The sequence below is a fragment of the Paenibacillus sp. FSL H3-0457 genome, from assembly GCF_037981725.1.
Classification (GTDB): Bacteria; Bacillota; Bacilli; order Paenibacillales; family Paenibacillaceae; genus Paenibacillus; species Paenibacillus amylolyticus.
This window is the reverse complement of sequence record NZ_CP150283.1, coordinates 2,617,465-2,644,246: the sequence shown is the minus strand read 5'-3', so window position 1 is coordinate 2,644,246 and position 26,782 is coordinate 2,617,465. Positions and strand designations below refer to the sequence as shown.

The 26,782-nt window shown below is 46.9% G+C and carries 27 protein-coding genes; 6 read left to right on the top strand and 21 right to left on the bottom strand.

From position 1 onward, the window contains the following. Window positions 1-26: 26 nt before the first annotated feature. The 3 genes from MHH25_RS11910 to MHH25_RS11900 all read left to right on the top strand — a co-directional run bounded on the left by MHH25_RS11910 (window position 27) and on the right by MHH25_RS11900 (window position 2,403). Complete coding sequence (locus tag MHH25_RS11910) at window positions 27-1,025, top strand: YpdA family putative bacillithiol disulfide reductase (protein ID WP_076249782.1); 999 nt, start codon at window positions 27-29, stop codon at window positions 1,023-1,025. A gap of 5 nt (window positions 1,026-1,030) precedes the next feature. Further along, the gene (locus MHH25_RS11905) at window positions 1,031-1,474 is read left to right on the top strand and encodes a DUF441 domain-containing protein (protein WP_036609212.1); all 444 of its coding nucleotides are present in this window, start codon (window positions 1,031-1,033) and stop codon (window positions 1,472-1,474) included. A 416-nt stretch (window positions 1,475-1,890) separates the two neighbouring features. Further along, window positions 1,891-2,403 (top strand): hypothetical protein, encoded by a 513-nt coding sequence (locus MHH25_RS11900; RefSeq protein ID WP_036609214.1) that lies wholly within the window; start codon window positions 1,891-1,893, stop codon window positions 2,401-2,403. A gap of 100 nt (window positions 2,404-2,503) precedes the next feature. Here the strand turns inward: MHH25_RS11900 and MHH25_RS11895 are convergent, their stop codons facing one another. Both MHH25_RS11895 and MHH25_RS11890 read right to left on the bottom strand, forming a co-directional pair. Continuing rightward, window positions 2,504-2,953, bottom strand: a complete 450-nt coding sequence (locus MHH25_RS11895; RefSeq protein WP_340020033.1) for an NUDIX domain-containing protein — start codon at window positions 2,951-2,953, stop codon at window positions 2,504-2,506. 76 nt (window positions 2,954-3,029) lie between these two features. Then, the gene (locus tag MHH25_RS11890; RefSeq protein WP_036609218.1) at window positions 3,030-3,326 is read right to left on the bottom strand and encodes a HesB/YadR/YfhF family protein; all 297 of its coding nucleotides are present in this window, start codon (window positions 3,324-3,326) and stop codon (window positions 3,030-3,032) included. A 485-nt stretch (window positions 3,327-3,811) separates the two neighbouring features. Here MHH25_RS11890 and MHH25_RS11885 point away from each other — a divergent pair, with 485 nt between their 5' ends. Together MHH25_RS11885 and MHH25_RS11880 are read left to right on the top strand one after the other, a co-directional pair. Then, window positions 3,812-5,557 (top strand): ABC transporter transmembrane domain-containing protein, encoded by a 1,746-nt coding sequence (locus MHH25_RS11885; RefSeq protein ID WP_340020032.1) that lies wholly within the window; start codon window positions 3,812-3,814, stop codon window positions 5,555-5,557. 12 nt (window positions 5,558-5,569) lie between these two features. Then, window positions 5,570-7,660, top strand: coding sequence for an ABC transporter ATP-binding protein (locus tag MHH25_RS11880; RefSeq protein ID WP_340020031.1), 2,091 nt, complete (start codon window positions 5,570-5,572; stop codon window positions 7,658-7,660). 185 nt (window positions 7,661-7,845) lie between these two features. Here the strand turns inward: MHH25_RS11880 and MHH25_RS11875 are convergent, their stop codons facing one another. From MHH25_RS11875 to MHH25_RS11845, 7 genes are all read right to left on the bottom strand, one after another. Continuing rightward, window positions 7,846-8,472 (bottom strand): YdcF family protein, encoded by a 627-nt coding sequence (locus tag MHH25_RS11875; RefSeq protein ID WP_340020030.1) that lies wholly within the window; start codon window positions 8,470-8,472, stop codon window positions 7,846-7,848. After that, a complete protein-coding gene (locus MHH25_RS11870; protein WP_340020029.1) occupies window positions 8,469-9,014 on the bottom strand; it encodes a hypothetical protein in 546 nt (181 codons plus the stop codon). The genes MHH25_RS11875 and MHH25_RS11870 overlap by 4 nt, the downstream gene beginning before the upstream one ends. A gap of 99 nt (window positions 9,015-9,113) precedes the next feature. Then, window positions 9,114-9,824 carry a hypothetical protein gene (locus MHH25_RS11865; protein ID WP_340020028.1) on the bottom strand — a complete coding sequence of 237 codons (711 nt, stop codon included), beginning with the start codon at window positions 9,822-9,824 and terminating at the stop codon, window positions 9,114-9,116. Continuing rightward, complete coding sequence (locus tag MHH25_RS11860) at window positions 9,821-10,876, bottom strand: ABC transporter ATP-binding protein (protein ID WP_340020027.1); 1,056 nt, start codon at window positions 10,874-10,876, stop codon at window positions 9,821-9,823. The genes MHH25_RS11865 and MHH25_RS11860 overlap by 4 nt, the downstream gene beginning before the upstream one ends. Window positions 10,877-10,882: 6 nt before the next feature. Further along, entirely contained in the window at window positions 10,883-12,613 is a 1,731-nt protein-coding gene (argS, locus tag MHH25_RS11855) for an arginine--tRNA ligase (RefSeq protein WP_282321832.1), read from the bottom strand. A gap of 533 nt (window positions 12,614-13,146) precedes the next feature. After that, the gene (locus MHH25_RS11850) at window positions 13,147-13,482 is read right to left on the bottom strand and encodes a four-helix bundle copper-binding protein (protein ID WP_036609230.1); all 336 of its coding nucleotides are present in this window, start codon (window positions 13,480-13,482) and stop codon (window positions 13,147-13,149) included. Between the two features lie 73 nt (window positions 13,483-13,555). Next, entirely contained in the window at window positions 13,556-14,674 is a 1,119-nt protein-coding gene (locus MHH25_RS11845) for a GTP-binding protein (protein WP_340020026.1), read from the bottom strand. Between the two features lie 171 nt (window positions 14,675-14,845). Here MHH25_RS11845 and MHH25_RS11840 point away from each other — a divergent pair, with 171 nt between their 5' ends. Continuing rightward, entirely contained in the window at window positions 14,846-15,364 is a 519-nt protein-coding gene (locus MHH25_RS11840) for a MogA/MoaB family molybdenum cofactor biosynthesis protein (RefSeq protein ID WP_036609234.1), read from the top strand. A gap of 76 nt (window positions 15,365-15,440) precedes the next feature. On the opposite strand, the gene MHH25_RS11835 is transcribed toward MHH25_RS11840, so the two are convergent. The 12 genes from MHH25_RS11835 to MHH25_RS11780 all read right to left on the bottom strand — a co-directional run bounded on the left by MHH25_RS11835 (window position 15,441) and on the right by MHH25_RS11780 (window position 26,720). After that, on the bottom strand, window positions 15,441-15,995 hold the full coding sequence (locus MHH25_RS11835; RefSeq protein WP_076249791.1) for a hypothetical protein: 555 nt from the start codon (window positions 15,993-15,995) through the stop codon (window positions 15,441-15,443). Between the two features lie 74 nt (window positions 15,996-16,069). After that, window positions 16,070-17,089 (bottom strand): oxidoreductase, encoded by a 1,020-nt coding sequence (locus MHH25_RS11830; RefSeq protein ID WP_340020025.1) that lies wholly within the window; start codon window positions 17,087-17,089, stop codon window positions 16,070-16,072. 110 nt (window positions 17,090-17,199) lie between these two features. After that, window positions 17,200-17,853, bottom strand: coding sequence for a hypothetical protein (locus MHH25_RS11825; protein ID WP_340020024.1), 654 nt, complete (start codon window positions 17,851-17,853; stop codon window positions 17,200-17,202). 397 nt (window positions 17,854-18,250) lie between these two features. Then, complete coding sequence (locus tag MHH25_RS11820; RefSeq protein WP_036609243.1) at window positions 18,251-19,705, bottom strand: nicotinate phosphoribosyltransferase; 1,455 nt, start codon at window positions 19,703-19,705, stop codon at window positions 18,251-18,253. A 197-nt stretch (window positions 19,706-19,902) separates the two neighbouring features. Beyond that, complete coding sequence (locus tag MHH25_RS11815; RefSeq protein WP_340020023.1) at window positions 19,903-20,460, bottom strand: isochorismatase family cysteine hydrolase; 558 nt, start codon at window positions 20,458-20,460, stop codon at window positions 19,903-19,905. Between the two features lie 66 nt (window positions 20,461-20,526). Next, on the bottom strand, window positions 20,527-21,330 hold the full coding sequence (locus tag MHH25_RS11810; RefSeq protein ID WP_036609248.1) for an NUDIX domain-containing protein: 804 nt from the start codon (window positions 21,328-21,330) through the stop codon (window positions 20,527-20,529). A 78-nt stretch (window positions 21,331-21,408) separates the two neighbouring features. Further along, on the bottom strand, window positions 21,409-21,813 hold the full coding sequence (locus tag MHH25_RS11805; RefSeq protein WP_340020022.1) for a PaaI family thioesterase: 405 nt from the start codon (window positions 21,811-21,813) through the stop codon (window positions 21,409-21,411). A 209-nt stretch (window positions 21,814-22,022) separates the two neighbouring features. Then, window positions 22,023-22,472, bottom strand: coding sequence for a YlbF family regulator (locus MHH25_RS11800; RefSeq protein ID WP_036609251.1), 450 nt, complete (start codon window positions 22,470-22,472; stop codon window positions 22,023-22,025). 265 nt (window positions 22,473-22,737) lie between these two features. Further along, a complete protein-coding gene (miaB, locus tag MHH25_RS11795) occupies window positions 22,738-24,294 on the bottom strand; it encodes a tRNA (N6-isopentenyl adenosine(37)-C2)-methylthiotransferase MiaB (RefSeq protein ID WP_340020021.1) in 1,557 nt (518 codons plus the stop codon). A 312-nt stretch (window positions 24,295-24,606) separates the two neighbouring features. Next, window positions 24,607-25,179: a phosphate propanoyltransferase gene (locus tag MHH25_RS11790; RefSeq protein ID WP_017689107.1), complete on the bottom strand. Its 573-nt coding sequence runs from the start codon at window positions 25,177-25,179 to the stop codon at window positions 24,607-24,609. A 193-nt stretch (window positions 25,180-25,372) separates the two neighbouring features. Beyond that, window positions 25,373-26,374: a dipeptidase gene (locus MHH25_RS11785; protein ID WP_340020020.1), complete on the bottom strand. Its 1,002-nt coding sequence runs from the start codon at window positions 26,372-26,374 to the stop codon at window positions 25,373-25,375. Window positions 26,375-26,459: 85 nt separating this feature from the next. Then, window positions 26,460-26,720 (bottom strand): stage V sporulation protein S, encoded by a 261-nt coding sequence (locus tag MHH25_RS11780; RefSeq protein ID WP_007430104.1) that lies wholly within the window; start codon window positions 26,718-26,720, stop codon window positions 26,460-26,462. Between the last annotated feature and the right edge of the window lie 62 nt (window positions 26,721-26,782).

The following is a 26,782-nucleotide window of genomic DNA, read 5'->3' as shown; positions in this document are numbered from 1 at the left end:
TGCTTGAAATAAGGAGGATTAAGAACATGGAAGATGTCATTATTATCGGCGGAGGCCCATGCGGTCTGTCTGCTGCCATTGAATGTGAGCGGCTGGGACTGTCCGCTGTGATCGTTGAGAAATACAATATCGTTCAATCTATTTATCTGTATCCAACCCATATGCAGTTTTTCAGCACAGCCCCGCTGCTTGAGATCGGAAACGTTCCGTTCAGCACACCTAATGATAAACCGTTTCGTTATGAAGCACTTGCCTATTATCGCAGGGTAGCCGAACATTTTGGTCTGCGTGTTCATAACTATGAGGAAGCCCGTGAAATTAAACGCAAGGATGATGGTACGTTTGAGGTACATACGCTCAATCGCCGCGGGGAGGCCATCGTACATGTTGGACGCAATGTAGTTGTAGCTACCGGTTATTTTGACCATCCTAACTATCTGGGCATCCCTGGAGAAGATAAAGATAAAGTAACCCACTACTTCCGGGAAGCCCACCCTTATACCCGTACACGTGTCGCCATTATTGGCGGAAGCAACTCAGCCGTGGATGCAGCCATGGAACTGGTTCGGGTCGGAGCACATATTGATATGGTTTATCGCGGCAGTGGTCTGTCCCAGCATATTAAACCATGGGTACGTCCGCTATTCGAGAGCATGGTGACAAAAGGTCATATCACACTCCACCTGGAATCACGCGTGAATGAAATACTCGATGATTCGATTCGTCTGATACACACGGATGGTTCCACTCGGGAACTGGATAATGACTTCGTACTGGCAATGACCGGTTTCCGTCCAGATCGTCAACTACTCACGTCGGTAGGTGTGGAGATGTCTGATGATATGGATAAACCTCTATATGATGCACAAACGATGGAAAGCAGCGTACCTGGTGTATATGTGGGCGGAGTCATCGCTTCGGGGCGTAATGCCAATGAAGTCTTTATTGAATCCGGGCGCTGGCATGGACGTTACATTGCGGAACATATCGTTAGCAAACAACGTGGACAGACTGAAGGGAAATGAAAACAATGGATATGACTTCCCTGCTGTTGCTCGTATTTGCGGCTCTCGGGATTATCAGCAGCAACACACCTGTGACCGTAGCGATGGTATTTCTGTTGTTGCTACGAGTCCTGAACCTGAATCAGGCATTTCCATGGCTTGAAAAATACGGACTTACACTGGGCATTATCATTCTGACCATTGGCGTGATGGCACCTCTTGCCAGTGGCAAGATGAGTCTGCAGACGATCGGTGAGTCTTTCCTGCACTGGAAATCACTGCTCGCCATTGGCGTAGGATTACTGGTGGCATATCTCGGAGGACGTGGCGCTACGTTGATGGGTACACAGCCAACTGTCGTTGCCGGGCTGTTAATCGGAACGGTACTTGGGGTTGCCCTGTTCAAGGGTGTACCTGTGGGTCCATTGATTGCGGCGGGAATTTTATCATTGCTGCTGGGCAAATCCTGATTCAAGTTGTGAAGGTTGTGACCTGACATGCTATGCAGATTGGCTGTATTTCCCACCGTTGTGTGATATACTTCTATTCATGCAAATCATGTACACGAGCCTACAGCAGAATAATCCACATTAGAGGTTGTTCAAAAAGTCCGCTTTTGATTACGAAGGATGCCTATCGGCATCATCAGCATCGAATATGGAATTCAGCCGAAATAAGCGGAAGGCTTACGAAGTATGTTTCCGAAGGAAACATTTTGGTTGCTCACGTAGTTTTCCCTACGCTCCGCTACTCCATTTCTAGCTTCATCCCATCTTCTCGGTACTGAAAACCGTCCTATTTGAACACGTACTATTATGGTTATGCTGTTGCATAAACGTATAGATTCACTTTGCAACTATTAATGGCGCAGGAGGATTCAGGAACCATGTCACGTCAGTTTATTACAGAAGCCGTGATGGTGGCCATTTACGGTCAATTGTTAGCGCCGCCCGCGCCTGTTGAATATATTGTTCCTTATACCACCATCCTTGAGCTATATGAATTCCAGACCAGTCCTGATCCCATGATGGATAACCCGGCAGATGATCAGCATGTGAAATCCAAAATCAATGAAATGATTTCTTATTTCGAGGAACCGCTGAATAAGAAAAAAATAGAGCGTGCGTTACTTGTTCCATGGGCCAAAAGCCCCTCCATTTTATTTGGTGACCAAGTATCCATTGCCATTATCAATGCAATAGATACGGCACAGTACGGGGAGTATTTCGATCCCATTGAGACCGAACTGCTGCTGACATCTCAGCGCCTGAGTATCCCGATTCTTACCGATCAGGTTGAACTGATTGCACGCATAATTGAGTCTGAATCACCTGTACAGGTATTTGATATTGATGATTTTGATTTTGCGATGGATGATGAACCACTGGATCAGGTGTAATTTATGCTCTGAGCACGTGAATCGGATTTTTTTATAAAAAATGACCTTGGCACCCACTATATAGTGCATGCCAAGGTCATTTTTTGCGTCAACACTTATTTTATTCTACAATATCCCGCGCTAACAGGATTCGGCTAATCTGATTCAGAGGTGGTAACGACTCCAGCGCAAAAAACTTCAGACCTGCATCACTATTTACACGCGACTCCACAAGGTCATCCTGAATGATCACTGTCCGAAACAGGGCAATGACATAATACTCTTCATCTCCGCTTGAATGCAGATGCCGAAGGTCAGGCCCCGAATAGAGACCTTCCAGTGTCATGGTATCAGCAGTCCAACCTGTCTCTTCCCATAACTCCCGATGTGCAGCACCTTCAATGGCTTCACCCGGGCGCATCTCACCTGATGGCAACCGCCAGTGACCATGTTCAGCATGCTGAATCAGCAGTAATTCACCTTGTTCGTTCTCAGCCCGCACCGCCGCTTTTACAACAATATGTGAGCGTTTTGCGATATACTGGGCCAAATCTCGTGGTGGCAGATTCACTGCTTATCCCCTCCTCCTACTCGGAAGCCGGTGGCGACCTGTAATCCACCTATTGCTTAACAGAATACTTCAAGCATTAGACTTCCGTGTAACGATATTCGATATCCTGACCTTCATCAACGATGTCCACATGCAGTTGGTGCCCTTTCAGATACCAATAATCGTGATCTTCCATAAAGAATTGAATCCCCGAAACTTCGGTTTGATCCGCAGGATGTCTTGGTTTCTCTACAGCAATACCTAGCGAAAATCCAGGGTGAAGACCTCCGCCAGAGCTATAACGTGCAAAAAATCGAATGCTGTCTCCCTCGTTCAAATTCAGCTCTTCCTTGTACCAGCGAGCAGCTTGATCGGATACATGTATGGTACTCATTTGGTGTCAGCTCCTTCTGTATATATATGTTCCATCATATCTCGACAGGGACTTGAATACAAACCCGAGTGACCACATAAAGACAAAATAAGTTGTGAAAAATGTTTGACAGATTGTAAAAGCCGGTGTTAAGATGCAAACATACGAGGTCTACATTGTATTTATTTCCAAAAAAAGAAAGGGTGATTACGGTGTTTAACAAACATATGATAGGTCAATTCAGCACACAACTAAATACCGGAGCACACCCGAAATCATTATTCCGTTCATAAGTCGGCATGACAGGCGATCTTTCATTAGAACCTCTGTGATGTATACTCACAATCGAACTTATATATGGTGACGGCTCTGTTCTCTGAGCCATGCTGCCGTATGATTATATGAAGACATACCGCCTGCGTGCGGTATGTCTTTTTTTGTGGGTACATTTCGGCATTCATGAACGGAATTTGCATTTCTCGGACATCGAAAGGAAGGGATAACACTTGTTCTCTGTACTTAAAAACCTGGCCTGGTTCTTCCGGCTGGAACGCAAACGATACCTAACCGGTGTCATTTTGCTTATTCTGGTGGGCATTGCCGAACTGCTGCCTCCTCGTCTTCTTGGTAATGCCATCGACGAGATTGTGCGCGGTTCCATTACCGGCACCTCACTTACGCGTTATATTCTGCTTATTCTGGGAACAGTCATCATTATCTATCTCGTTACATACGTTTGGATGCACAAACTGTTTGGTGGTGCCAATCTGGTGGAGCGGCTGCTTCGTTCACGCTTTATGGACCACTTGTTACGGATGACTCCTCCCTTTTTTGAGAAAAACAGAACAGGAGATCTGATGGCTCGGGCCACCAATGATCTTCGTTCCATTGCCACTACAGCAGGCTTCGGCATGTTGACCTTAACAGACTCTACAGCCTTTCTGGCCACCGTATTGTTCGCCATGGGTTTCCTGGTTAGTTGGAAACTGACCCTGGCGGCAATCCTGCCATTACCTTTTATCGCCATTGCCATGATGATCTATGGTAAAGCTGTACATCAACGTTACACCCTTGCACAGGATGCATTCGGAGATATGAATGACCAGGTGCTGGAATCCATCGCCGGGATTCGTGTCGTGCGTGCTTATGTGCAGGAACGTCTGGACGAGAAACGGTTCGCCGACGTGACCGAAGATGTGTATCGCAAAAACCTGGCTGTTGCCAGAATGGATGCCTTATTTGAACCCACCATCCGCCTCTTCGTTGGACTCAGTTATGTGATTGCACTTGCCTACGGCATATATCTTGTATTTCATAATGAAATTACCCTGGGGGATCTCGTATCGTTTAACATGTACCTGGGGATGATGATCTGGCCCATGTTTGCCATCGGCGAATTAATTAACCTGATGCAACGTGGTAGCGCTTCGCTTGATCGGGTCAACGAGACTTTATCGGTAGAACCTGCCGTACAAGATGTGGAGCAACCTGCTCACGTTACGAATCCGGAAGAAATTGCGATGCAGGATGTTACATTCCGTTACCCAAGTTCCACTGTCGACAATCTCAGTCATATCAGCTTTTCGCTGCGACGGGGTCAAACATTGGGTGTTGTGGGTCGTACGGGTAGCGGTAAGTCTACTTTGCTCAAACAACTGCTTCATGAATACCCTGCCGGTTCGGGTACATTAAGCATCTCGGGTCATCCGATTCAGGATATCGCCAAAGATGACTTGCACAGCTGGATCGGGTACGTACCACAAGAACAAGTTCTGTTCTCCAAATCTGTTCGTCAGAACATTCAATTCGGTCAACCTGGGGCCAGTGATGAAATCATCATGGAAGCCATTCGTACCGCCGCTTTTGACGGGGATCTGGGAACCTTATCCGATGGACTGGATACACTCGTTGGTGAAAAAGGAATCTCTCTGTCCGGTGGACAGAAACAGCGGGTATCGCTGGCGCGTGCCTTTATTGCTAATCCTGATATTCTGATCCTCGATGATGCCTTATCTGCGGTCGATGCACGTACTGAAGCCAAAATCATTGAAAATATACGCAACAAACGCTCGGGCAAAACCACGCTGATCTCGACTCATCGCCTGTCTGCTATTGAACATGCTGACCGAATCATCGTACTGGAGCACGGAAAAATTACGGAAGAAGGCACTCACCAGGAATTGTTAGCCATGAACGGCTGGTACCGTGAACAGTATGAACGGCAACAGGTCGAGTCCAATCTGTCCACGTAGGAGGTCAATTCATTGAAGTCTAATACAGGCAAAAGGCTGCTTGATTACGCCTTGAAAGCCAAAGGAACATTTATCGCTGCATTAATTATGCTTACCATTGGGGTTGCGGCCGAGCTTGCGGGGCCGTTCATCGCCAAATCCATGATCGACAATCACTTGCTCGCGATTGAGCAGCCTTTCTATGAGACGACAGCTTCAGATGAAGCCGCAGTCTACAACGGTAAGAACTACAAACGCGAAGGCTTGTTCGAACCGGATGAAAACAAAGGTTCCGAAGTCCGGGTATTACAAGCCGGCAGAAGTTTTTATTTTGTAAACGAATCGGTAAGCGCACCTGACGGGGACCGCACATATACGGATGGAACCCTCACGGTTACACGCGCAGGTGAGGTAACAGGCCAATATGCGGCAACACCCCTGTCCGCTGGTGAACTGTTTGCTTTTTACAAACCGGAGATGCCCAGCATCTATCAATTAATTGTGTATTACATGATCTTCCTCGTGATCTCGGTCATTATGGAGTTTGGTAAAACTTTCTGGCTGCAATCCTCGGCCAACAAGGTCATTCAAAGATTGCGTAACGATGTGTATGCCCATATTCAGCGACTGCCGGTGCACTTTTTTGATAACCTGCCCGCAGGTAAAGTTGTATCTCGGGTCACAAACGATACAGAAGCCGTAAAAGATCTGTTCGTTGCTGTTCTTTCGAACTTTTTCTCAGGAATCATCACGATTACAGGTGTATATGTCGCGCTCTTCCTGCTCGATGTTCGCCTGGGCCTGATCTCATTATTCGTCGTGCCGATGCTCATTGCGTGGATTGTGCTCTATCGCAAATTCGCCACTCGTTACAATACGATTATTCGATCCCGACTGAGTGAGATCAATGCAATCATTAACGAGTCCATTCAGGGGATGTCCATTATCCGCGTATTCCGCCATCAGAAACAAACCAAACAGGAATTCGAAGATCTGAATGATGACTATATGAAACACCAGAACAAAATGCTGAACCTGAATGCCTTCACCTCACACAACCTGGTTAACGTATTACGGAATATCGCATTTGCGGTGGTCCTGTGGTACTTCGGTTCCAGTGTGCTGGATGGCACAAGTATTATCTCATTAGGTGTTCTGTATGCCTTCGTTGATGTTCTGGGTCGCTTGTTCCAGCCAATCACCGGTATGGTGAATCAACTCGCCAACCTGGACTCCTCCCTCGTATCTGCTGGTCGCGTCTTTGAGCTGATGGATGAAAAGGGAGAAGCTGTAACCGATGGTTCCATGCCAAGATACAAGGGAAATGTTGTCTTCGACGATGTATCCTTTGCCTATAAGAAGGATTATGTGCTTAACAATATCTCGTTTAAAGCATCCCAAGGTCAGACGGTCGCTCTGGTCGGTCATACCGGTTCGGGTAAAAGCTCAATCATCAACCTGCTGTTCCGGTTCTATGACCCGCAAAAAGGCAAGATCACGATTGACGGTCAGAACGTCAAAGATCTGCCTAAACAGTGGATTCGCGAGCATATAGGGATTGTATTGCAGGACCCGTATCTGTTCACAGGCACCATTGCTTCCAACGTCAGTCTCGGCGATGAGAAGATCTCCCGTGAACGAATTGAACAGGCGCTGCGTGATGTAGGCGCTGAACGTATCCTGGCTCATTTGCCTCAAGGCTTTGACGAACCCGTCATCGAAAAAGGAAGCACATTGTCTGCTGGACAGCGTCAGTTGATCTCCTTTGCTCGTGCACTGGCGTTTGATCCGGCCATCCTCATTTTGGATGAAGCGACAGCCAATATCGATACGGAAACAGAAGCTTTGATTCAGAACGCACTCGAAGTCCTCAAAAAAGGACGTACCACCTTCATCATTGCTCACCGTCTGTCCACTATTCGTTCGGCAGATCAGATTCTGGTTTTGCATCGCGGGCGTATCGTTGAGCAAGGTGCACATGATGAACTGATGGAGCTTAAAGGCCGCTATTATAAAATGTATCAGCTCCAGCAAGGTGCGCAAGCAGCAGCGAGTGCAACCAGCGAGAATCCGTCGGGTGAGATCATTCCAACCTCAACCTCCTTTGCCGGAGGCAATGCATAACAGAGTAAAACAGATAGCTCTTTAAGTAACCAATCAAAATGATGTACTCGAGGGCAAAACAAAAACCGATCTACACAGCTACCTCAGGGTTTGCGGTGTAGATCGGTTTTTTTGTATTTTCATCTGAAGGCATGTTCGGTTACTGTTTATTTCGGCCAGACAAAAAAAACAATCCGCGTGCAACCTCATGGCTGCTGCGGATTGTCTATCCATCCTTTGATCGTATATCCCATGTACATCACGGTCTCTCTTGCGAGAAAAGGAAACTTGCTGCGCCAGGTTCTATAAGCCGTTGTTCGTGTCGGAGAAGGTACGGCATCCATACCCAGTCCGGCAGCCAGCTTCATGGCCCGTTTCATATGTAATGGATCACTCACAATCGTATAGGTTTGATAACCGGCCTGTTCACCAATTGGAATTGAATTGATCAGATTCTCCTCGGTAATTCTGGATTTGGTCTCGATGCGAATGTCCGCAGGATCTACTCCATGTGCAATGGCATACTTCTGACCCACTTCAGCTTCCGTATGTTCTCCATCATCACCTGATCCACCTGTGAAAAGCAGATTACGAACGGTACCCTGACGGTATAACTCAATCCCGTGTTCAATACGTTCGCGAAATACAGGTGAAGGGTTATCCCCCGCCACGGCTGCGCCCAGAATGATTGCTGCATCCGATATCCTGGATGAATCCTCATCCGTATATGCTGATATACTTACTGCCGTAACCACAGTCCACAGGATTCCAACCAATACTACAGCCAGAGCCGTCATTAATATCCAGCGTTTCGTTATCCGTTTGCTTGTCATTCATTCTCTTCCAAAGCCCTTGCTTGCATACTCTCGGTATGCATCCGCTCCAGCGTTTGCAGAGCTGCTGCAGATTCGGCATCCAGACCAAGCTCTGCAATCCATGCACCCGTATATTGCTGAAGACGGATCTCCAACTCCTGTGCACGGTCTTTGAAATCCTCCAATTCCTTAATCATGCGTGATCGTCCTTCCGGACTGAATGTCTCATGAATTCGTTCCTTGAAATAATGATGTACAATACGGTTACGTTGCTGCCATAACTCATTCAACTGGCGAGTCTCTTCCTCAGAGAATGTAAAATGATGGCGCACTTCGTGAATGAGCTGCCCCAGTGAACTGCTCATCTTTCGTTCGTACAGATCTTCCAGATCCTCTTCAGACACGGCTTTGCCCTGAGACATTTTCATTAATAAAATCAGATTGACCAGCTGCTGTTCAAGCGCCTGCCCGTAGTACACTGCCAATCCGTAATAGGCAAACAATTCCCTGGAGTGTTCGCTGTCCAGCATGTCACCATTCTGGATATCTGTATTTTGCATATGCGAGCGCCCCCTTCAACCGTACAATGTTAACCATTCCATGTCCCTCTATCCTAACCAAACCAAGAGCAACATTCAAGTTATCGGGAAGCGCGTCTTCTAACTCCGCAGATCTCTTCTTCCGGACAGCCACACATGGATGATTAGTAACCCTAATGCATAGAGCACAGTCCACAGCATAACCGAAACAAAAGAATCCATCTTTGATTCATCAAATAACATCATCTCACGAACCAGATAAAAGGCTGGTGGAAGAATGCGGCCAAGCCATTCTAACGATCCAGGCAAACGTTCACTTAAGGAACCTTGGATAAACGATAGTAATAATACAATAATGAGGGCAGGCATACTGCGACTAAGCAAGGGAATGTACGATTTTTGAAAAAATACACTGATGCCTAATCCCAGCAGTGATAACCCCAAATGTCCTAACCAAGTCATCATCCACTCCTCACCTGTGGGTTGTCTCTCGAACATCCCAGCGAACACGGGATACAGCACAGTGATTGCGGTGAGCATGAATTGCATTATCCAGGCACAGATGAGTTGACTTAATACAACTTTACGCCTGCTTCCTGTATGAAGGACAAGTAATTGATACTGCTTTGCAGGTTCGGTATTCATCACCATTACTCCGAGCCAAGCAGCTGCCAGAAATAACAGCATAGCCGTGACACTGTAACTGTCCGCAATAGGGTTGGGTTTGTAGGAATAGATTAGCAACATGGCGATGATATAAAAGATAACCGGTGCAAAATATTTCTGTGAGCGAATGTGATGCCTTAACAAATATCGGGTCAGATAGATCATTCAGCTTCTCTCCCCGCATCATCCATGGAAGAGCTTAAGTCCACAGATTCTGTGACACCTCCACGACTCGCATGTACAGCTGGATGTTGTCCTTCCAGCAGACTTTCCATATGTAATTGACTATCTTCCTGTTGTACAGACACAACCGAACCTCCGGATGCCAGAATCATTCTGAGGACATCATCAGTTGATTGTTGAACTACTTTCCAATCCCACAACCAAGAATTGGATTTCTCCGAGCTTGTATTACGAACTAAAGACAGTACTCCCGGTTGTTGTATATCGGATAGATCGTTAGCCAGATCCTCTCCAGCTTTCGTCAGACTTTGAATACGTACAACGGGTTCGCCAGCTTGTAGTATATCTTCACGACTCCAGTAGCGGAGCACGCGGCCTTTCTTCAACACAATTACCTGGTCTGCCAAACGTTCAATAAGCAACGGTTCATGGCAAGCTGTAACGATGGATGTCCCTTCATCCTTCCATTGCCTCAATAAGGATACAATGCCCTCTTGAGCTGGAATATCCAATCCTGACAACGGTTCATCCAGCAACAAAAGACCACCCGGTCCAGGTAACAGGGCCTGAATCAAATTTACTTTTTGCAATGTGCCCTTGGATATTAAGGGTAACTTCTGATCGATCGCGGTATCCAGATATAAAAGTTCACTAAGTTCTCTAATTCGCTCACGCAGTATTTCGGGGCGAATGCCCCGAATCCGTCCCATGTCCCACAAGTACTCTCCAGAAGTAAAGGGTAAACGTGGCAGGCCATCTACTGCATACCCATCAGAACCCTTCATTGTGCGCTGGATCGATCCTGTATCGGGTAACAAAATACCTGCCAACATACGTAGCAACGTACTTTTGCCAGAACCGTTTCTGCCAATAAGTACAGCACATTCTCCCTGCTTCACTTCCAGATTAATTTCATCAAGTACTTGAGCATTACCTAATCGCTTGCTCACTCGTTGAAGCAACATACCTCGACCTAATGAGTCTGGTACATCTTGATTGGCTTTCTTGAAAAGTCCACGTTTACTCCATATCACCTGGGATCACATCCGCTCTGGAGCTTGCACACCTAGCAAATGTAAACTGTACGCGAGGCGTTCGGCAGTCCGTTTGGCCAATGCCACTCGGAAGGATCTTACATCAGATGACGCATCCGCAATCCGTTCTGCGTGATAGAAACGGTTGAATGCTTGAGCGACATCTATAGTATATTTGGCAATGACCGAAGGCTCATTCCGATGAATCGCTTTTTCCAAATACTCGGGATAATCACCAAGCAGTTTCAGCAATGCCCATGAGGTATCTCCGATAGGGGATAGAGTGGTTACTGTGTTATTCTCACCTTCCGCAAGGTTGGGTTTAGTCAAAGGGTTTTCATTTTCCACGCGGATCGCCTCTTCTGCCTTGGCAAGCACACTTTGAATCCGGGCATGGGTATACTGCACATAAGGTCCGGTCTCTCCTTCAAAACTCACCGCATCCTCCAAGGAGAAATCCACATCGTTTAACCGATTATTACGCAGATCACCGAAGACAATGGCCCCTACACCGACCGCCTCAGCCACCTTCTGAGGGTTCTCCAGATTCGGGTTTTTCTCCTGAATAATTTGCAAAGCACGAGCAACTGCCTCATCCAACACTTCCTGCAAAAAGACGACTTTACCGCGGCGGGTAGACATTTTCCGTCCCTCAAAACGCATTAATCCAAACGGGATATGTTCACACTTCGCAGACCATTCATGACCCATCCGGGATAGGACCGCAAATACCTGCCGGAAATGTAACTTCTGCTCGCCTCCGACCACGTATAACAACCGATCTGCCTTCATCACCCCATGACGATAAACTGCCGTAGCCAAATCCCGAGTAGGATAGATTGTTGTTCCATCTTTTTTGATAATCAGGCATGGGGGCATGTTCTCATCTTCCAGACGTACCACGAGTGCACCATCACTCTCTTCAAGTAAACCTTTTGCCTTCAGTTCTTCAACCACTGCGCCCATCTTGTCATTGTAAAAGCTTTCTCCCAGCGTATGGTCGAACTGTACATTCAGGCGTTCATACATCCGGTTGAATTCCTTCATGCTCACTTCCACAAAGAACGCCCATAACCGCTGTGCTTCATCATCCCCTTGCTCCAGCTTGCGGAACCACTCGCGTGCCTCAATCTCCAGAGAAGGATCGTTCTCCGCCTCATCGTGGAAGCGCACATACAGTTCCAGGGACGTACGGATCGGGTCTGCCTGCAACGCTTCATCATTGCCCCACCGTTTGTACGCTGCGATCTGCTTGCCAAACTGGGTTCCCCAGTCTCCCAAGTGATTCACACTTACGGAGGTATAACCCGCTTCGTTATACAGCCGATACAGTGCTGCACCGATTACAGTAGAACGCAAATGTCCAATTCCGAAGGGTTTTGCGATGTTAGGGGAAGACATATCAATTACAACACGTGAACCTTGACCAAGCTGAAGCTTACCAAATGCCGCATTCCCCAGTTCTTTCAGCAGATTCGGCGCGAGCTTCTCCCGATTGAAACGGATATTTACATACGGCCCGGCGGGAGTCGCTTCAATTCCAGATGCCTGCAATCCCGTTGCGAGCTCGGTCGCAATGACTGCCGGTGCTTTTTTTAATGACTTCGCTAATACAAAACAAGGGAATGCTGCATCACCCATCTCCGCCTGTGGTGGGACTTCCAGTAATCTCAGAACCTCTTCTTCATTCAAACCCGTTAAAGGGGTAATATCGGCCGCAGCCTGCTTCATCAACATGTCAAACACTCCTTATCCATTCATTATTGGCTGAAATTAAACACAAAAAAGCTCTCGTCTCTAAATAAGAGACGAGAGCTGAATTAACAGTTCCCGCGGTACCACTCTAGGTGAACAGGCTACTCCTAATATGCATCAACATGCATACCAGTAAAACTGTTCCGCTCGATGCGTATAACGGTCGCAAGCCGGGTTACCCTCAGACAGATATGGTCTATCCCAATCGGGATACGCACATCTTTTCGGATAACCATCTCACGGGTGCGGTTCACTCAGGTCATGTCATACCGGCTTCCACCTCTCCCGGCTCGCTGTCATGTATGGATCTGGCTACTCTCCCGATCATTGATATTCTTCAATTCAATTCATTGCCATCATTATACATACCACGATCAGACTTGGCAACCTGCATTAAAAATCCCCTACTGAAAGGCAACACATAGGCACATCGTCTCAGATGCTTGTGTTCACTGCCTTCCCTTAGGGGACAACGGTCATTATCGGTTTAGTTATATATTCCAGTGAAATAATATTTACGCTACTGCTGCCATCAACCGGCAAGCTTCTGCACATCTGCGGCAAGCCTCTGCACATGCTTGGCAGTGATCATGGTGGTGTTTGCCACACTCAGCGGCGCAAGCTTCACAAGCTTTCACACACAATTCGCATATTTCAGCAATGAAATCACTTCCACGTGTCATCGCTTGTGCAGCAAAACTGCAGATCTCCGCACATTCCCGATTCAAACGAATGCAATCACGCAACATCGCCAGATCATATTCTTTCAGACTCGATATGTAACATACGTTGCATGCATTCATGCACTCCAGGCAAGCATCGATACATTGTTGATATTGTTGTTGTGTCATTTAAAGTTACCTCCCAGGCAAAGTTTGCTATGCATCTTAATACCCAGTTCGGAGGAATATTGAATCATCTAACCTACTTTATCGCTTCCAATTCCAGTAATTGGTCACGAATGACAGTTTGGTCAAAATGTTCACCTATAAACACAGCAACATTAGGGACATCTCCCTGAGGTGTGATCTTCATGTAATCCGATTCACGGTAGGCATACTGGAACCAGAAACGGCTCGCCGTGTCACTAAACGATAAAATACCTTTCGCTCGATACACGTCTCGTGGCAAAGCAGATACAAATTGTTCAAATGCTTCGCTGTTCACCGGATGACTGAAATAATGCGTATACACCATGACATGTTCGTGTGATGCATGAGGAGCGGAATGCTCGTGACTGTGGGCATGGACATGCCTATGGGATGCGTCAGTATTCGTATCATCGCCTTGGAGTGTATGATCTGTATGTTCATGACCATGATTGCAGCCATGTGTACCACAGGCTACTGTATGCACATGATGCTCTTGGTGAGCCGGCTTACCTGCTTCAGAAGCTGAATCACGTACGTGCACGTCTGCCCCGCTGCGAAGCAACAGATCCATCTCCACCTCACATTTGACCGTAGGGATTACAGGTGCGAAACCATTCCATTTTGCCAAAAGCTGCTCCAGATCCTTCAGTTCCTGTGCACTCACCCGATCCGTTTTATTCAAGAGAACCACAGACGCACAACGAATCTGCTCCTGCATTAGCTTGAAGGTCTGCCCCTTCTGCTCCTGATACAGACCAGATAGATGTGCTGCATCCACAACGGTAATGAGACTTTTCAGTTCCAATCGCATGTAAAGTGAAGTCTCTGTTACTGCATCCAGAATCTCCATTGGATTCGCCGCACCGGTTGCTTCAATGATGATCACATCCGGTGATTCCTCCTGAACGAGATCAGCAAGTTGCAATCCCAAGTCACCACGTACGGTACAACAGATGCATCCACCTAACATCTCTGTCATCGGAACAGTGGAATCCACAATCTGACCATCCAGATTGACTTCGCCTAACTCATTCATAACCACTGCGGGGCGCAAACCCTGCTGTTGCCAATGTTCAATCAATTGAACAAGCAGTGTTGTTTTTCCACTCCCCAAAAAACCTGACAGTATATATACAGGTATGGATTGTTCTTTTATAATCGTTTCATTCATGCGTATACACCTCTCTGATTGTCCTTCTTGTAACCTAGTCTATCTATATCTAGCGAGTGTACACCATCCCGCATTCGTTGTGCAATAACGTTCAACTCTTCCCCAGTACATTGCCTGATTCTAACGGATGGTCTATGCTATGAGGACATGTTGATTGAAGGAGGAAGTTTCATGACTAATTCAGTGGAACAACATCGCCAGGAAGCCCCTGACACGGTATCGTGCATGATTGTTACAGTGTCTGACACACGAACTAAAGACACCGATACCAGTGGCCAGCTCATGCACCAGCTTTTGAATGAAGCGGGTTATCAGATTGTTGAATACATCATCACACCCGATGAGACGGAGAACATTCGAAGCATCCTGCAAGATGCAGCTGTTCGTGATGATATTGAAGCCGTGTTACTTAGCGGCGGAACAGGGATTGCACCCCGAGATACAACTTATGAAGCAGTATCCTCACTACTCGACAAGGAACTCCCGGGCTTTGGTGAGATCTTCCGTTTTCTCAGTTACACCGAAGATATCGGTTCCGCTGCCATCCTGAGCAGAGCCGTCGCTGGAACGATTGGACGCACAGCCGTATTCTCCATGCCGGGTTCCAAAGGAGCCGTCAAATTGGCCATGGAAAAACTCATTCTGCCCGAGCTGCGGCATGTAATGCGTGAAATATATAAACCCGTCTGAAAGATCAGACGGGTTTTTCGGGTTTATTTTCAGCTGTACGGTAAGGATTGAAAGTTTTGTGTGCTCCCATCTTCTCTTACCTTAGTTGCCCCAACACATGTTGGAACACCTGCATAACATCCTGTTCATACTTGTCCTTTTCCCCACCGGAAGCTGTATAAACGAGTGAGACGTACCCTTTGCTGCGAATCGTTGTTCGGCCAAGCGCATTCTCCAAGACAGCCTCATCACGATTCTCACTATACATTTGTTTCATGCTGGCAGCACGGGTTGTCGCATCACTGAAAATATGGACTTTCACGATGTGTCTGCCACTTCCATTCAACAAATACATATAAGAGATCCCGCCATGGTCGTCATCGGCAGACATGTTATTCATAAGTTGAATGCCTTTTGCTTCAAAACTCTTACTGATCTCACTCACCAATTCACCGTTTAATCCGTGTCCTTGACTCTGTGCCCGCACATTTCCTTCATCTGTCGCTTCACGGGTGTAGACCTTCCGCTCCTGCTCAATGGATGATGCCGAACAAGCCGCCAGGGACCAGACACTCGTGATCAACACACCACTTACAAGTACCGACTTCATTGTTTTTCCAACCAGACTTCGCCCTTTTCTAGCAAACCACATACCAATCCTTCCTTTCCAGCCACTTGTACTGTGACCCAATCAGGTAGAATTAGCATGTCTAAGGACTTAGAATCTTATGCGGATGGCAGATTTGATATTGTATTGACCACCGTACGACCTACTGCACCACCTTGGAGTATCGTCTCCAGCGTATGAGGCAATTGATCTAGAGAGATCTCCCGGATTCCCAGTTCCAGCGCGCGCTCCGGTTTCCATTCTCCGCCGAGCAGTTTCCACAATCGTTCCCGACGTTCCATCGGACAATATACAGAGTCTATACCAATAAGCTGGATGCCACGCAAAATAAACGGAAGTACCGTAGATTCAAAAGCTGTGCCTCCAGTTAACCCGGATACCGCTACCGCACCTCCGTATTGAATCTGTTTCAATCGCTCCGCAAGAGCCGGTCCTCCTGTTGGATCAACAACTCCCGCCCATAGCTGTTTCCCCATGGCTCCTTTAGCTGGAGCATCAGCTTCTTCACGAGTAATAACCTCTGAGGCGCCCAAGTTTCGGAGCAATGACTCCTCCTGATCCTTCTTGCCTGTGCTGGCTGTTACTTCAAAGCCAAGCTTCGCCAGAATCGCTACTGCCATACTGCCAACACCACCCGTTGCACCCGTAACCAGAACCTTGCCCATCTCCGGTGTCACTCCAGCCTGTAACAGTGCATCTACCGAAAGTGCAGCCGTAAATCCTGCGGTTCCAATTGCCATGGCCTCTTTTTCACTGAGACCCGGTGGCAGAGGCACCAGCCATTCACTGCGCAGACGAGCATACTCGCTGTACCCTCCGTAATGGGATACGCCCGGTTCAAATCCTGTACTGATCACCCGATCTCCTGGTGCAAAACGTCCACTGACCGACTCTTCTACCGTTCCTGCCAGATCAATTCCTGGTACCATCGGGTACTCACGAACGACACCGCCTTTCTCAAGGGTAGCGAGTCCGTCTTTATAATTGACACTGGAGTACTGCACCTGTACCGTTACATCTCCATTTGGCAGATCTTCCTTCTTCAGTTGCTCTATAGCAGCTTTCACTCCGCCCTGTTCTTCTTTACGGACAACATATGCGTTAAAATGATTTTTCATCGATAGCCACTCCTTCTTTGGATTTTATATATTTTTCCATTAAGCACATGAATTGTTCGCATTCAGCTTAACGGCTCCTTTTACCTGTGGAATTCTTCAAATATTGATGATCAAACTCTGTCTCTCCTGAGCGTCAACAGATAGATTAGTGGACCCACAATAGGGATGATGCCTGCCGCGGTCCAAGCTGCTGAACGTCGACTCACTTTAGTATCCCTGTATATCGCAATCATGGAAAGTAAGGTCAGCAGTACAAAATCAATTGTCATGATATGTACAAAGGCAGATTGCTTGAATGCTTCCATATATACATCCGGATGACCTTGCGTCACGGCATAGAAAGCTGTCCCCAGCGTCAACAGCAGAAAGACTACATGCGTCAGCTTGTGGGCTGCTACCCGTCCAATTCCCGACTCCCGCCGACGACCAAAATGTAAGCTTACGTAACCCGAAGCTCTATTTGCGGACGATGACCATGCATAATAGGGAAGCAGGGCAAAAGCACCCAGTCCAAAAGAAAGTATGACAAAAGGCCAAGCCGGTACATGGCCACCTCGTTCTTTCACAGATGTTCTTAACAGCATACAGGCATAAACTGCCGGGAAAATACCTAACCACGAAAACACCGTAAGTAACCAAGGTTCTTTGTTTTGCATTGTGATCAGTTCTTTGAATATCGGATCACTTCCAGGTGACTGCCCCGGTGCCAACAACAATGCATAGGCAATAAAAGCGATCCAGACCAGTCCTAGTATCCATCTCATGTCTGCACCTCCTCTTACTTTCATCCCCTACAGCTACGGGATTGAAACAATGCGATGCAGAATTTGGCGGCTCCTGCGCTTTCCCGAGAAATAATTACTACTTTTCCCCTACAACCTCTTGAATTGGGCATGACTATTTCCAGTATAGCCTGTTACCATGGCAGTCTGTCCATGAGATTTCTTACATCACTGGTCCACCTCATCGGGATCATATAGAATAACGTCTATCAACTGTCGACGTACTTTCACAGAAGACAGAACGCGTATAGCTGAAATTACTTCTTGCGATCATCGAATTGTTCAACTCCGCTAAGAACGTATACATTTTATAGGCATCAAAAAGGCATAAGCCAGTATACCTCACTGGTTATGCCTCTCTGTAATTCTTATGTGTGAATTATTCCTCTGTGGATTTCACATGTTCCGCAATGAGCTTCTGCTTCATATTCCATGCCGCAGGGCTGATGTTCACACGGTAGATCTCCGGGTTGAGCTTCCGTTGGTATTCAGGCCAGAAGAGGTTCATCTGTTCCCGGTGGTACGCCCGAATCTCATCCAAATTAGGCAGTTCATACACTTTACGTCCATTCACAAAGATTGGCTCCAGCATATTCACCGCTTCGTAGCGGGTAACCGTCTTTTTCAGATAAGGGTGTAGCGGGTTGAACAGCTTGAGCGGTCCGCCCTGTAGCGGCTGCTCTTCCTCTGGATAGCAGATATAATCCGCAATCGCTTTGCCATGTTTCGGATCAATGATCCGGAACACTTCCTTTTTACCTGGAGTGGACACCTTTTCAGGATTGGCAGATATTTTGATCGTAGGCAGCATGGCACCGTCCACTTCACGCTCCACCAATTTGTACACTCCACCCAAAGATGGCTGGTCAGAAGCGGTAATCAACTGTGTACCAACACCCCATGTATCAATCCGTGCTCCTTGAGCCTTCAGGTTGAAAATCGTATTTTCATCCAAATCATTAGATGCAACAATTTTCACATAATCCAAGCCAGCCTCATCCAACATCTGACGTGCCTGAATCGACAAGTACGCTAGGTCACCACTGTCGAGACGAATGGCATTCATCTTTTTGCCTTGGCTCTCCAACTTCTTGGCTGTCTTGATGGCGTGAGGTACTCCACTGTTCAATGTGTCAAAGGTATCAACCAGCAGCGTAACCTGATCAGGCAACACTTTGGCATACACGTCAAACGCCTCCTGTTCGCTCATAAAGCTCTGTACCCAGGAATGGGCATGAGTACCTGCTGTTGGGATTCCGAAGCGCTCTCCGGCCAGCATATTAGACGTTGCATCGAAGCCTGCTACATACGAGGCACGTGCGCCCCAGATGGCAGCATCCGCTTCCTGCGCACGCCGGGTGCCGAATTCGAGCAACGTATCCTGCTGCGCTACCTGTTTGATCCGCGAAGCCTTGGTTGCAATCAACGTCTGATAATTCATGAAGTTAAGTATCGCCGTCTCCACCAATTGTGTCTCCATAATGGAGCCTTCTACCCGAATGAGCGGTTCGTCAGGGAAAACAATTGCACCCTCCTTCATGGAATGAATTGTCCCCTGAAATGAAAACTGGAGCAACTCTTCCAGAAAGACCGGATCGTAATTTTCCTCTTGTTTGGATAAAAATTTGATGTCGTCCATCGTGAACCGAAGCTGGCTGATATAGTTCACAATACGTTCCAATCCGGCAAATACCGCATATCCGTTGCCAAAAGGAAGCTTACGGAAATAGGCTTCAAATACCGCCTTCCGCTTGTGAGTACCATTCACCCAATGGGCGTACATCATATTGATCTGATATTTATCCGTATGTAAAGCCAGGCTAGTTGTCTGCATTTGTCTCATCCTCTCTGACTTCCGCTCGTGCCCCCAGATTTGAACTGTGAACACGGGTTAACATATGGAGACTTATTCTTCATGATTCTGTTCATCCGTATTAAACAAACAAGTCTCCCGTAAAAAACTCTATACACCATTCACCACATTCATCCGGTTCCTAACATGAGGTCAACCAAACATGACTATGGAGTAAATTAAGCCAAGACTGTCTCGTTCGCCTTAACCACCGAAGCACCCAGGCTGGAACGAAAATGTCCAAGTGCCCACTCATGCCCTGCCGGATTGAAGCTGGCAACGGCATCTTCATATACCGTAATATGAAAACCTTTATTGTAAGCGTCCACTGCGGTATGCAATATGCAAATATCCGTACATACCCCAATCAGTGCAATATCCGTAATACCACGTGCACGCAGTCTGAGTTCCAGATCGGTCCCACAGAATGCACTATATCTCGTCTTATCCATCCACTGTATATCTGTTTTCCGTTCTTCCATCACTTGGGCAAGACGACCATACAACTGTCTTCCCTCCGTATTTCTGATGTTATGAGGTGGGAAAAGTACAGTCTCCGGGTGATACGGATCATTTTCTTCATGCAGATCCACAGCCATGATTACCTCATGTTTGTTCTTACAATAGGCCTCGGTTACAGCTGCAATCGTCTCTTCGATCTCTACTGCTGGCTGACCTACAGGCAAAGAACCTGTCACAAAATCCTTCGTAAAATCAATGACAATCAGTGCTTTCATCGTCAACACTCCCTTATCCCAGAAATGGTTGATCCTGATTAATCAGATTGACACATCTACACCTTATTACGTATAGATGGAAAGGCGTGGTACGAGTTCTGTAAAACGATATAGCTGCGCCGGACGCTGCGAGTACTGGTTGGAACTCACCAGGTTCCCCTCTTCATCCCGTACTTCTTCCACAATGCCTTTACGGCTGCGGGTCGACGTAATCTTGCGAATGAAGTTTGGTTCTTCAAAATCCGGTACAACACTTTGAATAACCTGATATAATTCACTTAATGTAAAATCACGTGGCAGGAACTGACGGGCAATCGTCGTTTCCAGCATCTGTTGTTGAATACGCCGATAAGCATCTTCGATGATTGTTCTGTGATCAAAGGCCAGTTCCAGTTCTTGCAGCGCCTCCTGAATCGTGAACAACCCAACATCCTCAGCATCATCTGCCGCTTGGCGTTGATCCAGCATCCATTCTTCCACAAGCGCGAAAAATGCGTGTGAGATAATCCAGCCCCTCGGGTCACGACCCGGCTGACTGTATACATTCAAGTATTCCAGATGTCCACCGTCTACACCTGTCTCTTCCATCAACTCACGCTTAGCTGCACCGTAGATGGATTCATTCTCCTGACAAAATCCACCGGGTAATGCCCATCTGCCTGCAAAAGGCCAGCCTTTGCGCTTGATCAGCATCACTTTCAGTTCCCGAATGGGAAGTGTCTTCGTCACCGTCTTGCGCTCCCGCTTGGTTAAGGTGAACATAACGATATCCGCAGGAACACCATCGGGGGTACGATATTTTTGGGAACTATAAGCACGTGCTGCTTGTTCGTCGCTCTCTGCATTGAAGTGTTCGTAGTTTTCGCTCATGGGCACCACCGACTATTTTCATTTTGATAATTTCATTATGACATAATAATATCTTTTGTCAACCGCAGGATTCATGCATTACGTTCTCGGGCGTGCTATGCGGAATGTCGCCGTAGCCATACATCCCAACGTGCCCGATGCATCACGAACCTCCGATTGAGTCGTAACACTGCGTCCTGCTTGATGCAGTACCGTAGCTGTCACCGTTAATTCCCCTTGTTTCATTGGTGCAAGAAAATGTACGTTCAGATTTGTTGTCACACAGCCGTCTACTTCCATTGCTGCTGTTGCAACCATACCCATCGCCTGGTCCATCAGTGAAGTCAATACACCCCCATGAATAATCCCCATGGAGTTGGTATGATGTTCGCCTGCTGTCAACGCAATCTGTACTTCTTTTCCGTCTCCTTTAATATAACGACAACCTAGAAATCCCCAGAATCGTCCGTCTCCGTCTTTCACCATTTTGTCCAAAATACTCATTATTCATTTCTCCTTTATTCACTGTACGTATCAAGCTCTCTTGATGTCATGTGCCTTTATCATTAAAAATCAGCCGCGCCACACAAAATAACCCCACAGCGTGGAGCTTTGCTTGGAATTATATTCCGAGTACTTGGCGATAGCCACTCCACGTTAACGGTTATGTAATGTCAAAAAAGGCGCGGACAGCGTCCGCACCCTTCCGTCATTTAACCGCAACTGGTCGGAGGTGAATCCGTTCCAGCCTCCACGTTTACTTTTTCAGAAACCGTATCCCGGATTACAGAGATCACTAGTTGAAGCAAGTAGTTGATGTCGCTCTGGCTCTGCTGGAATTCCGTAACCAATGGAATACTGTCCAGTTCGCTTTGCAGATCTTCAATTTCCTGTTCAATTTTGCTGACCATCTCCACATTTTTGAAGCTTTCAAAAGCAACAATCTCTTTTTGTTTTTTCTTAATCGTTGCAATCAACTGCTGGATACGCTCATGATCCCGAATTTTGGTTTCAGCCTGTTGAAACTGTCTAACTTCCTCACTCGTTCCGAGCATATCAGCCAATTCTTTGGCTTTTCCCATAATGTCGTCGCGTATGACCAGATTGCGCGTATCGTAGGTTGGCATTCCATAATGGTTGTACTGCACTTCTTCCTGCGCCACTGAAATCGCTCCATTCTATGAGATGATATAAGATGAAACTCACTGTTGCACTAAGTTCAGTCGACTGCTGAGTGACCGCTGCGGTGTCGGATCGTTCTTTTGATCGCTGTTGTCTCCGAATTTTTTCGATTGAGATTGTTCAAGGTTAAAATTCGGAGACAAAGGCGAACGCTTCGCTTCTACAGAATCGATTCCGTCACCTTCGCTACGCTCGGCGTAACCCCGCTAAGTGCAAAAAATCATTCATCTTATTTTTGTGTGTGTATTACTGATTGGCAGCTACCGGCTCGGAGAGCAGGTTGCCCCGAATATAAAAAGTCATCGGATCGGTGATTTCCACTTGTACGAAAGTACCGATCAAATCTTTAGGTCCTTCAAAATGCACCAGCTTGTTGCTGCGTGTACGTCCTGCCAGAACTTCGGAATTCCGTTTGCTCTCGCCTTCAACGAGCACTTCAACGATTTTGCCGCGTTGCTCTTCATTGCTTCGGTGGCTGTATTCGTTGATCGTTTCGTTCAAGCGCTTCAAACGTTCCTTCTTCACTTCCATCGGTACGTTGTCTTCCATCACTGCAGCCGGTGTACCTTCACGCGGGGAATAAATAAAGGTATAGGCAAAATCATACCCTACTTCACGGACAAGGGAAAGTGTATCTTCAAACTGTTCTTCCGTTTCCCCCGGAAAACCAACAATAATATCCGTTGTCAACACAACATCCGGGATGGCCTTTTTAATTTTGTCAGCCAGCTTCAGATAGTGTTCCCGGTTATACTTGCGGCTCATACGTTTGAGTACTTCTGAACTGCCAGATTGCACCGGAAGATGAATGTGCTCCACCAGATTTCCGCCCTTGGCCAGCACTTCAATCAAGTGGTCATCAAAGTCACGTGGGTGACTGGTTGTAAAACGTACCCGCGGAATATCAATTTGGCGAATGGCATCCATCAAGTCACCAAAACTGTAGTTCAGGTCGGTGAAGTCCTTGCCGTACGCATTCACATTTTGACCAAGCAGCGTGATCTCCTTAAAGCCTTGTCGTGCCAAATCACGTACTTCAGCAATGACATCTTCCGGACGACGACTGCGTTCTTTGCCCCGCGTAAACGGAACGATGCAATATGTACAGAATTTGTCGCAGCCATACATAATGTTCACCCAGCCGCGCATACCCTCACGTTTCTTCGGCAGGTTCTCAATAATGTCGCCTTCCTTGGACCATACCTCAACAACCATTTCTTTGCTGAACAACGCTTCCTGGATTAGATGTGGCAGTCGATGCACGTTATGTGTACCAAAGATCATATCCACAAAGCCATGCTTCTGCATGATTCGGTTGACGACGCCTTCTTCTTGGGACATACAACCGCATACGCCAAGTAACAATCCCGGACGTTCGAGTTTTAGCGTTTTGAGGTGACCAAGCTCACCAAATACTTTATCTTCCGCATTTTCTCGTATGGCACACGTATTGAGCAGAATAATATCAGCTTCTTTGCGATTCTCTGTAGCCTGATATCCCATAGACTCAAGGAGTCCTTTGATGGTCTCCGAGTCATGCTCGTTCATCTGACATCCATACGTATATACAATATAGTGTTTACCTTTCCCTATGTTTTTCAGTTCATCGGGAACGGCATTTTCGTAAAGCACCCGGACGTCTTCCTTGCCCCGCTGTTTCTCCTGACGATGATTGGGTTCCGATTTGATGTTAATCTCACGGCCCCGGATTCTTATCTTTTTGCTGAATTCATCTTGCGAAATTACTTTGGCATCGGAAAAATCAAAATATTGGGAGTAATCCTTTTTTGAGTCTTTAGCCATTTCCTTCGGTCACTCCTTACAGCCTCTATTAATAAAAAATCGTTCATTCATCCCTGTTCCACATGAATATCTTGCTTGGAACATTAAAAGAGCATTACAGCAAATTATAGCATGAATTGGGCTGTAGTTCCACATCCAAAGCGCATCTCCCTTCGTCTAATCCGAAACATGCCATGCTCAGAAGAGCACTCAGAAAACACAAAAACCTGAGCCTTGCCGTCAGGGCTGGAATTAACCGGCCCCTGTTGGCTGTGCTCAGGTTTATATGTTATTCAGACCGCCATAATTGGGGGCTGAAGCTATTACATGTAATTAATCGATGATTTCAGCAGTGTCGCCATTACGAGCGCCAGCAGCGTTAGCTTCATCTGTATCAATATGCATGTCCAGTGCGAAAGAATCGGATACACGAGCCAGTACATTTTCCAGTACCAGACCACGATCTCCACCCAGACGAACTTTCAACATTTGTTTGTCCTCGATACCCCATTTAGCAGCATCAGAAGTATGGAAGTGAATGTGACGAGCAGCAACGATAACACCTTTATCAATCGTTACTTCGCCAGCAGGACCTTTAATTGTGATTCCTGGTGTACCTTCAATGCTTCCAGATTCACGTACAGGTGCTTTAACACCAATCGCAAATGAATCTGTCATGGAGATTTCCAGTTGCGTTTCAGGGCGAACAGGTCCAAGGATACGCACTTTATCAAACTGTCCTTTCGAACCAATTACCGCTACAGTTTCGTTAGCAGCGTATTGGCCAGGCTGGGACAGAGGTTTAAATTCAGTCAGTTCATAACCTTTGCCAAACAAAATTTCAACGTGCTCTTGGGATACATGAATGTGACGGGCAGATACGCCCACAGGTACTGTTTTACTCATTGTAAATTCACTCCTTGTTTATCTATGGCCTGTACTCAGGCTCTTAACAATCCAATGGTATTATACCCCTTTTTGGAGTGAAATGAAAACGAACTGGTGAAAATTCATGAAATACACTTATTTCACCATCATTCCCCTCCTTTATTTGGAAAGCAAGTTTCAATTCAACACATTCAAAGCACACACCAGTTCACTATTTCATGGAATTCCCCTTCATCTGCATCTTCGGATTGCTCTCTGGCAAGTGTTCCCCCAGATAACTCATCGCATTCCCCCACAACCAGCCGCGCACTAAATGTTCATCATAATGCTTGAGCAGGATTTCCGTCAGTCTCGGATAATGTCCTGAATGTTCAAGTCTCTGAATATACGTTGAAATTCCATCAAAATCAGACCCCATCATCAGATGATGCTGCCCGCCGAGAGAACAAATCTCCTCAATATGAGGCAGCAGATCTTTTATACGTACCTCACCCTCCTGCTTTACAAACCAGGGTACAAACGTCAGTCCGATCCGCCCTTCCCGGGCAATGATAGCCTGAATCTGATCATCTTTCAGATTACGCACATGGGGACATACGCTGTAGCTGTTGGAGTGGGAGGCGATAAAAGGACGTTTACTCAAGTCAGCCAGTTCCCAGAAACCTTTCTCTGTCAGATGTGACACGTCGAGCAGCATTCCGATTTCATTACACTGGCGCACCAGTTCCTTCCCCTTCTCGGTCAGACCTGCTCCACGCTTCTCCATTACTCCGTCAGCCGCCCAATTGGCATAATTCCACGTTAGTCCAATAATTCGGACGCCCATCTGATAACATAACTCCAGATAGAACAGGTTGCCCTCCAGGCCATCCACACCCTCCAGTGTGATTAATCCCCACGGCCCCCCTGTTTGCCCCACCTGAGCCACCTGTTCACGCCATAACAACGTCTGTGTGCCGCCAGGCCGCTCCTGACTTCTCTCCACACGTCTACGATAAATCTCCAACTGCCCCATCACATGTTCAAACTTGCCTCTGCCAAGCACTTCGGGTAAATAGATGGCGAACGCCTGCAACCCTACATCCCCCTCTTTCAAACGTTGCAAGTTCACATCCAGTTGTGGAGCATTTTCAAATGAAAGGGCAGGCTGCATCAAAATTTTGCTCAGTGCATCACAGTGAAAATCAGCTACACGCCAATCAGACATGGACATCTTAAACCCTCCTCCATATGTTATTGCAAAAAAACGCAAAAAAACCTGTCTACATCGTAAACAGGTTCAATGCATACTGCATGTATTATCTGGGCTCCACAATCAGCTTAATGGCCGTTCGGTCCTCGCCGTCGATCACAATGTCTGTAAAAGCTGGAATACAAATCAGGTCAACTCCGCTTGGTGCTACAAATCCCCGGGCTATCGCTACCGCTTTAATGGCTTGGTTCAGTGCTCCCGCTCCAATTGCCTGCAGTTCAGCATTTCCACGTTCACGAAGAACCCCTGCAAGAGCGCCGGCTACAGAATTAGGATTGGACTTTGCTGAAACTTTTAATACATCCATGGTAAGTACCTCCCTGGGAATGTTGAAAGTTTGTTTCCACTTACTAGATGTTATTCGCGGGA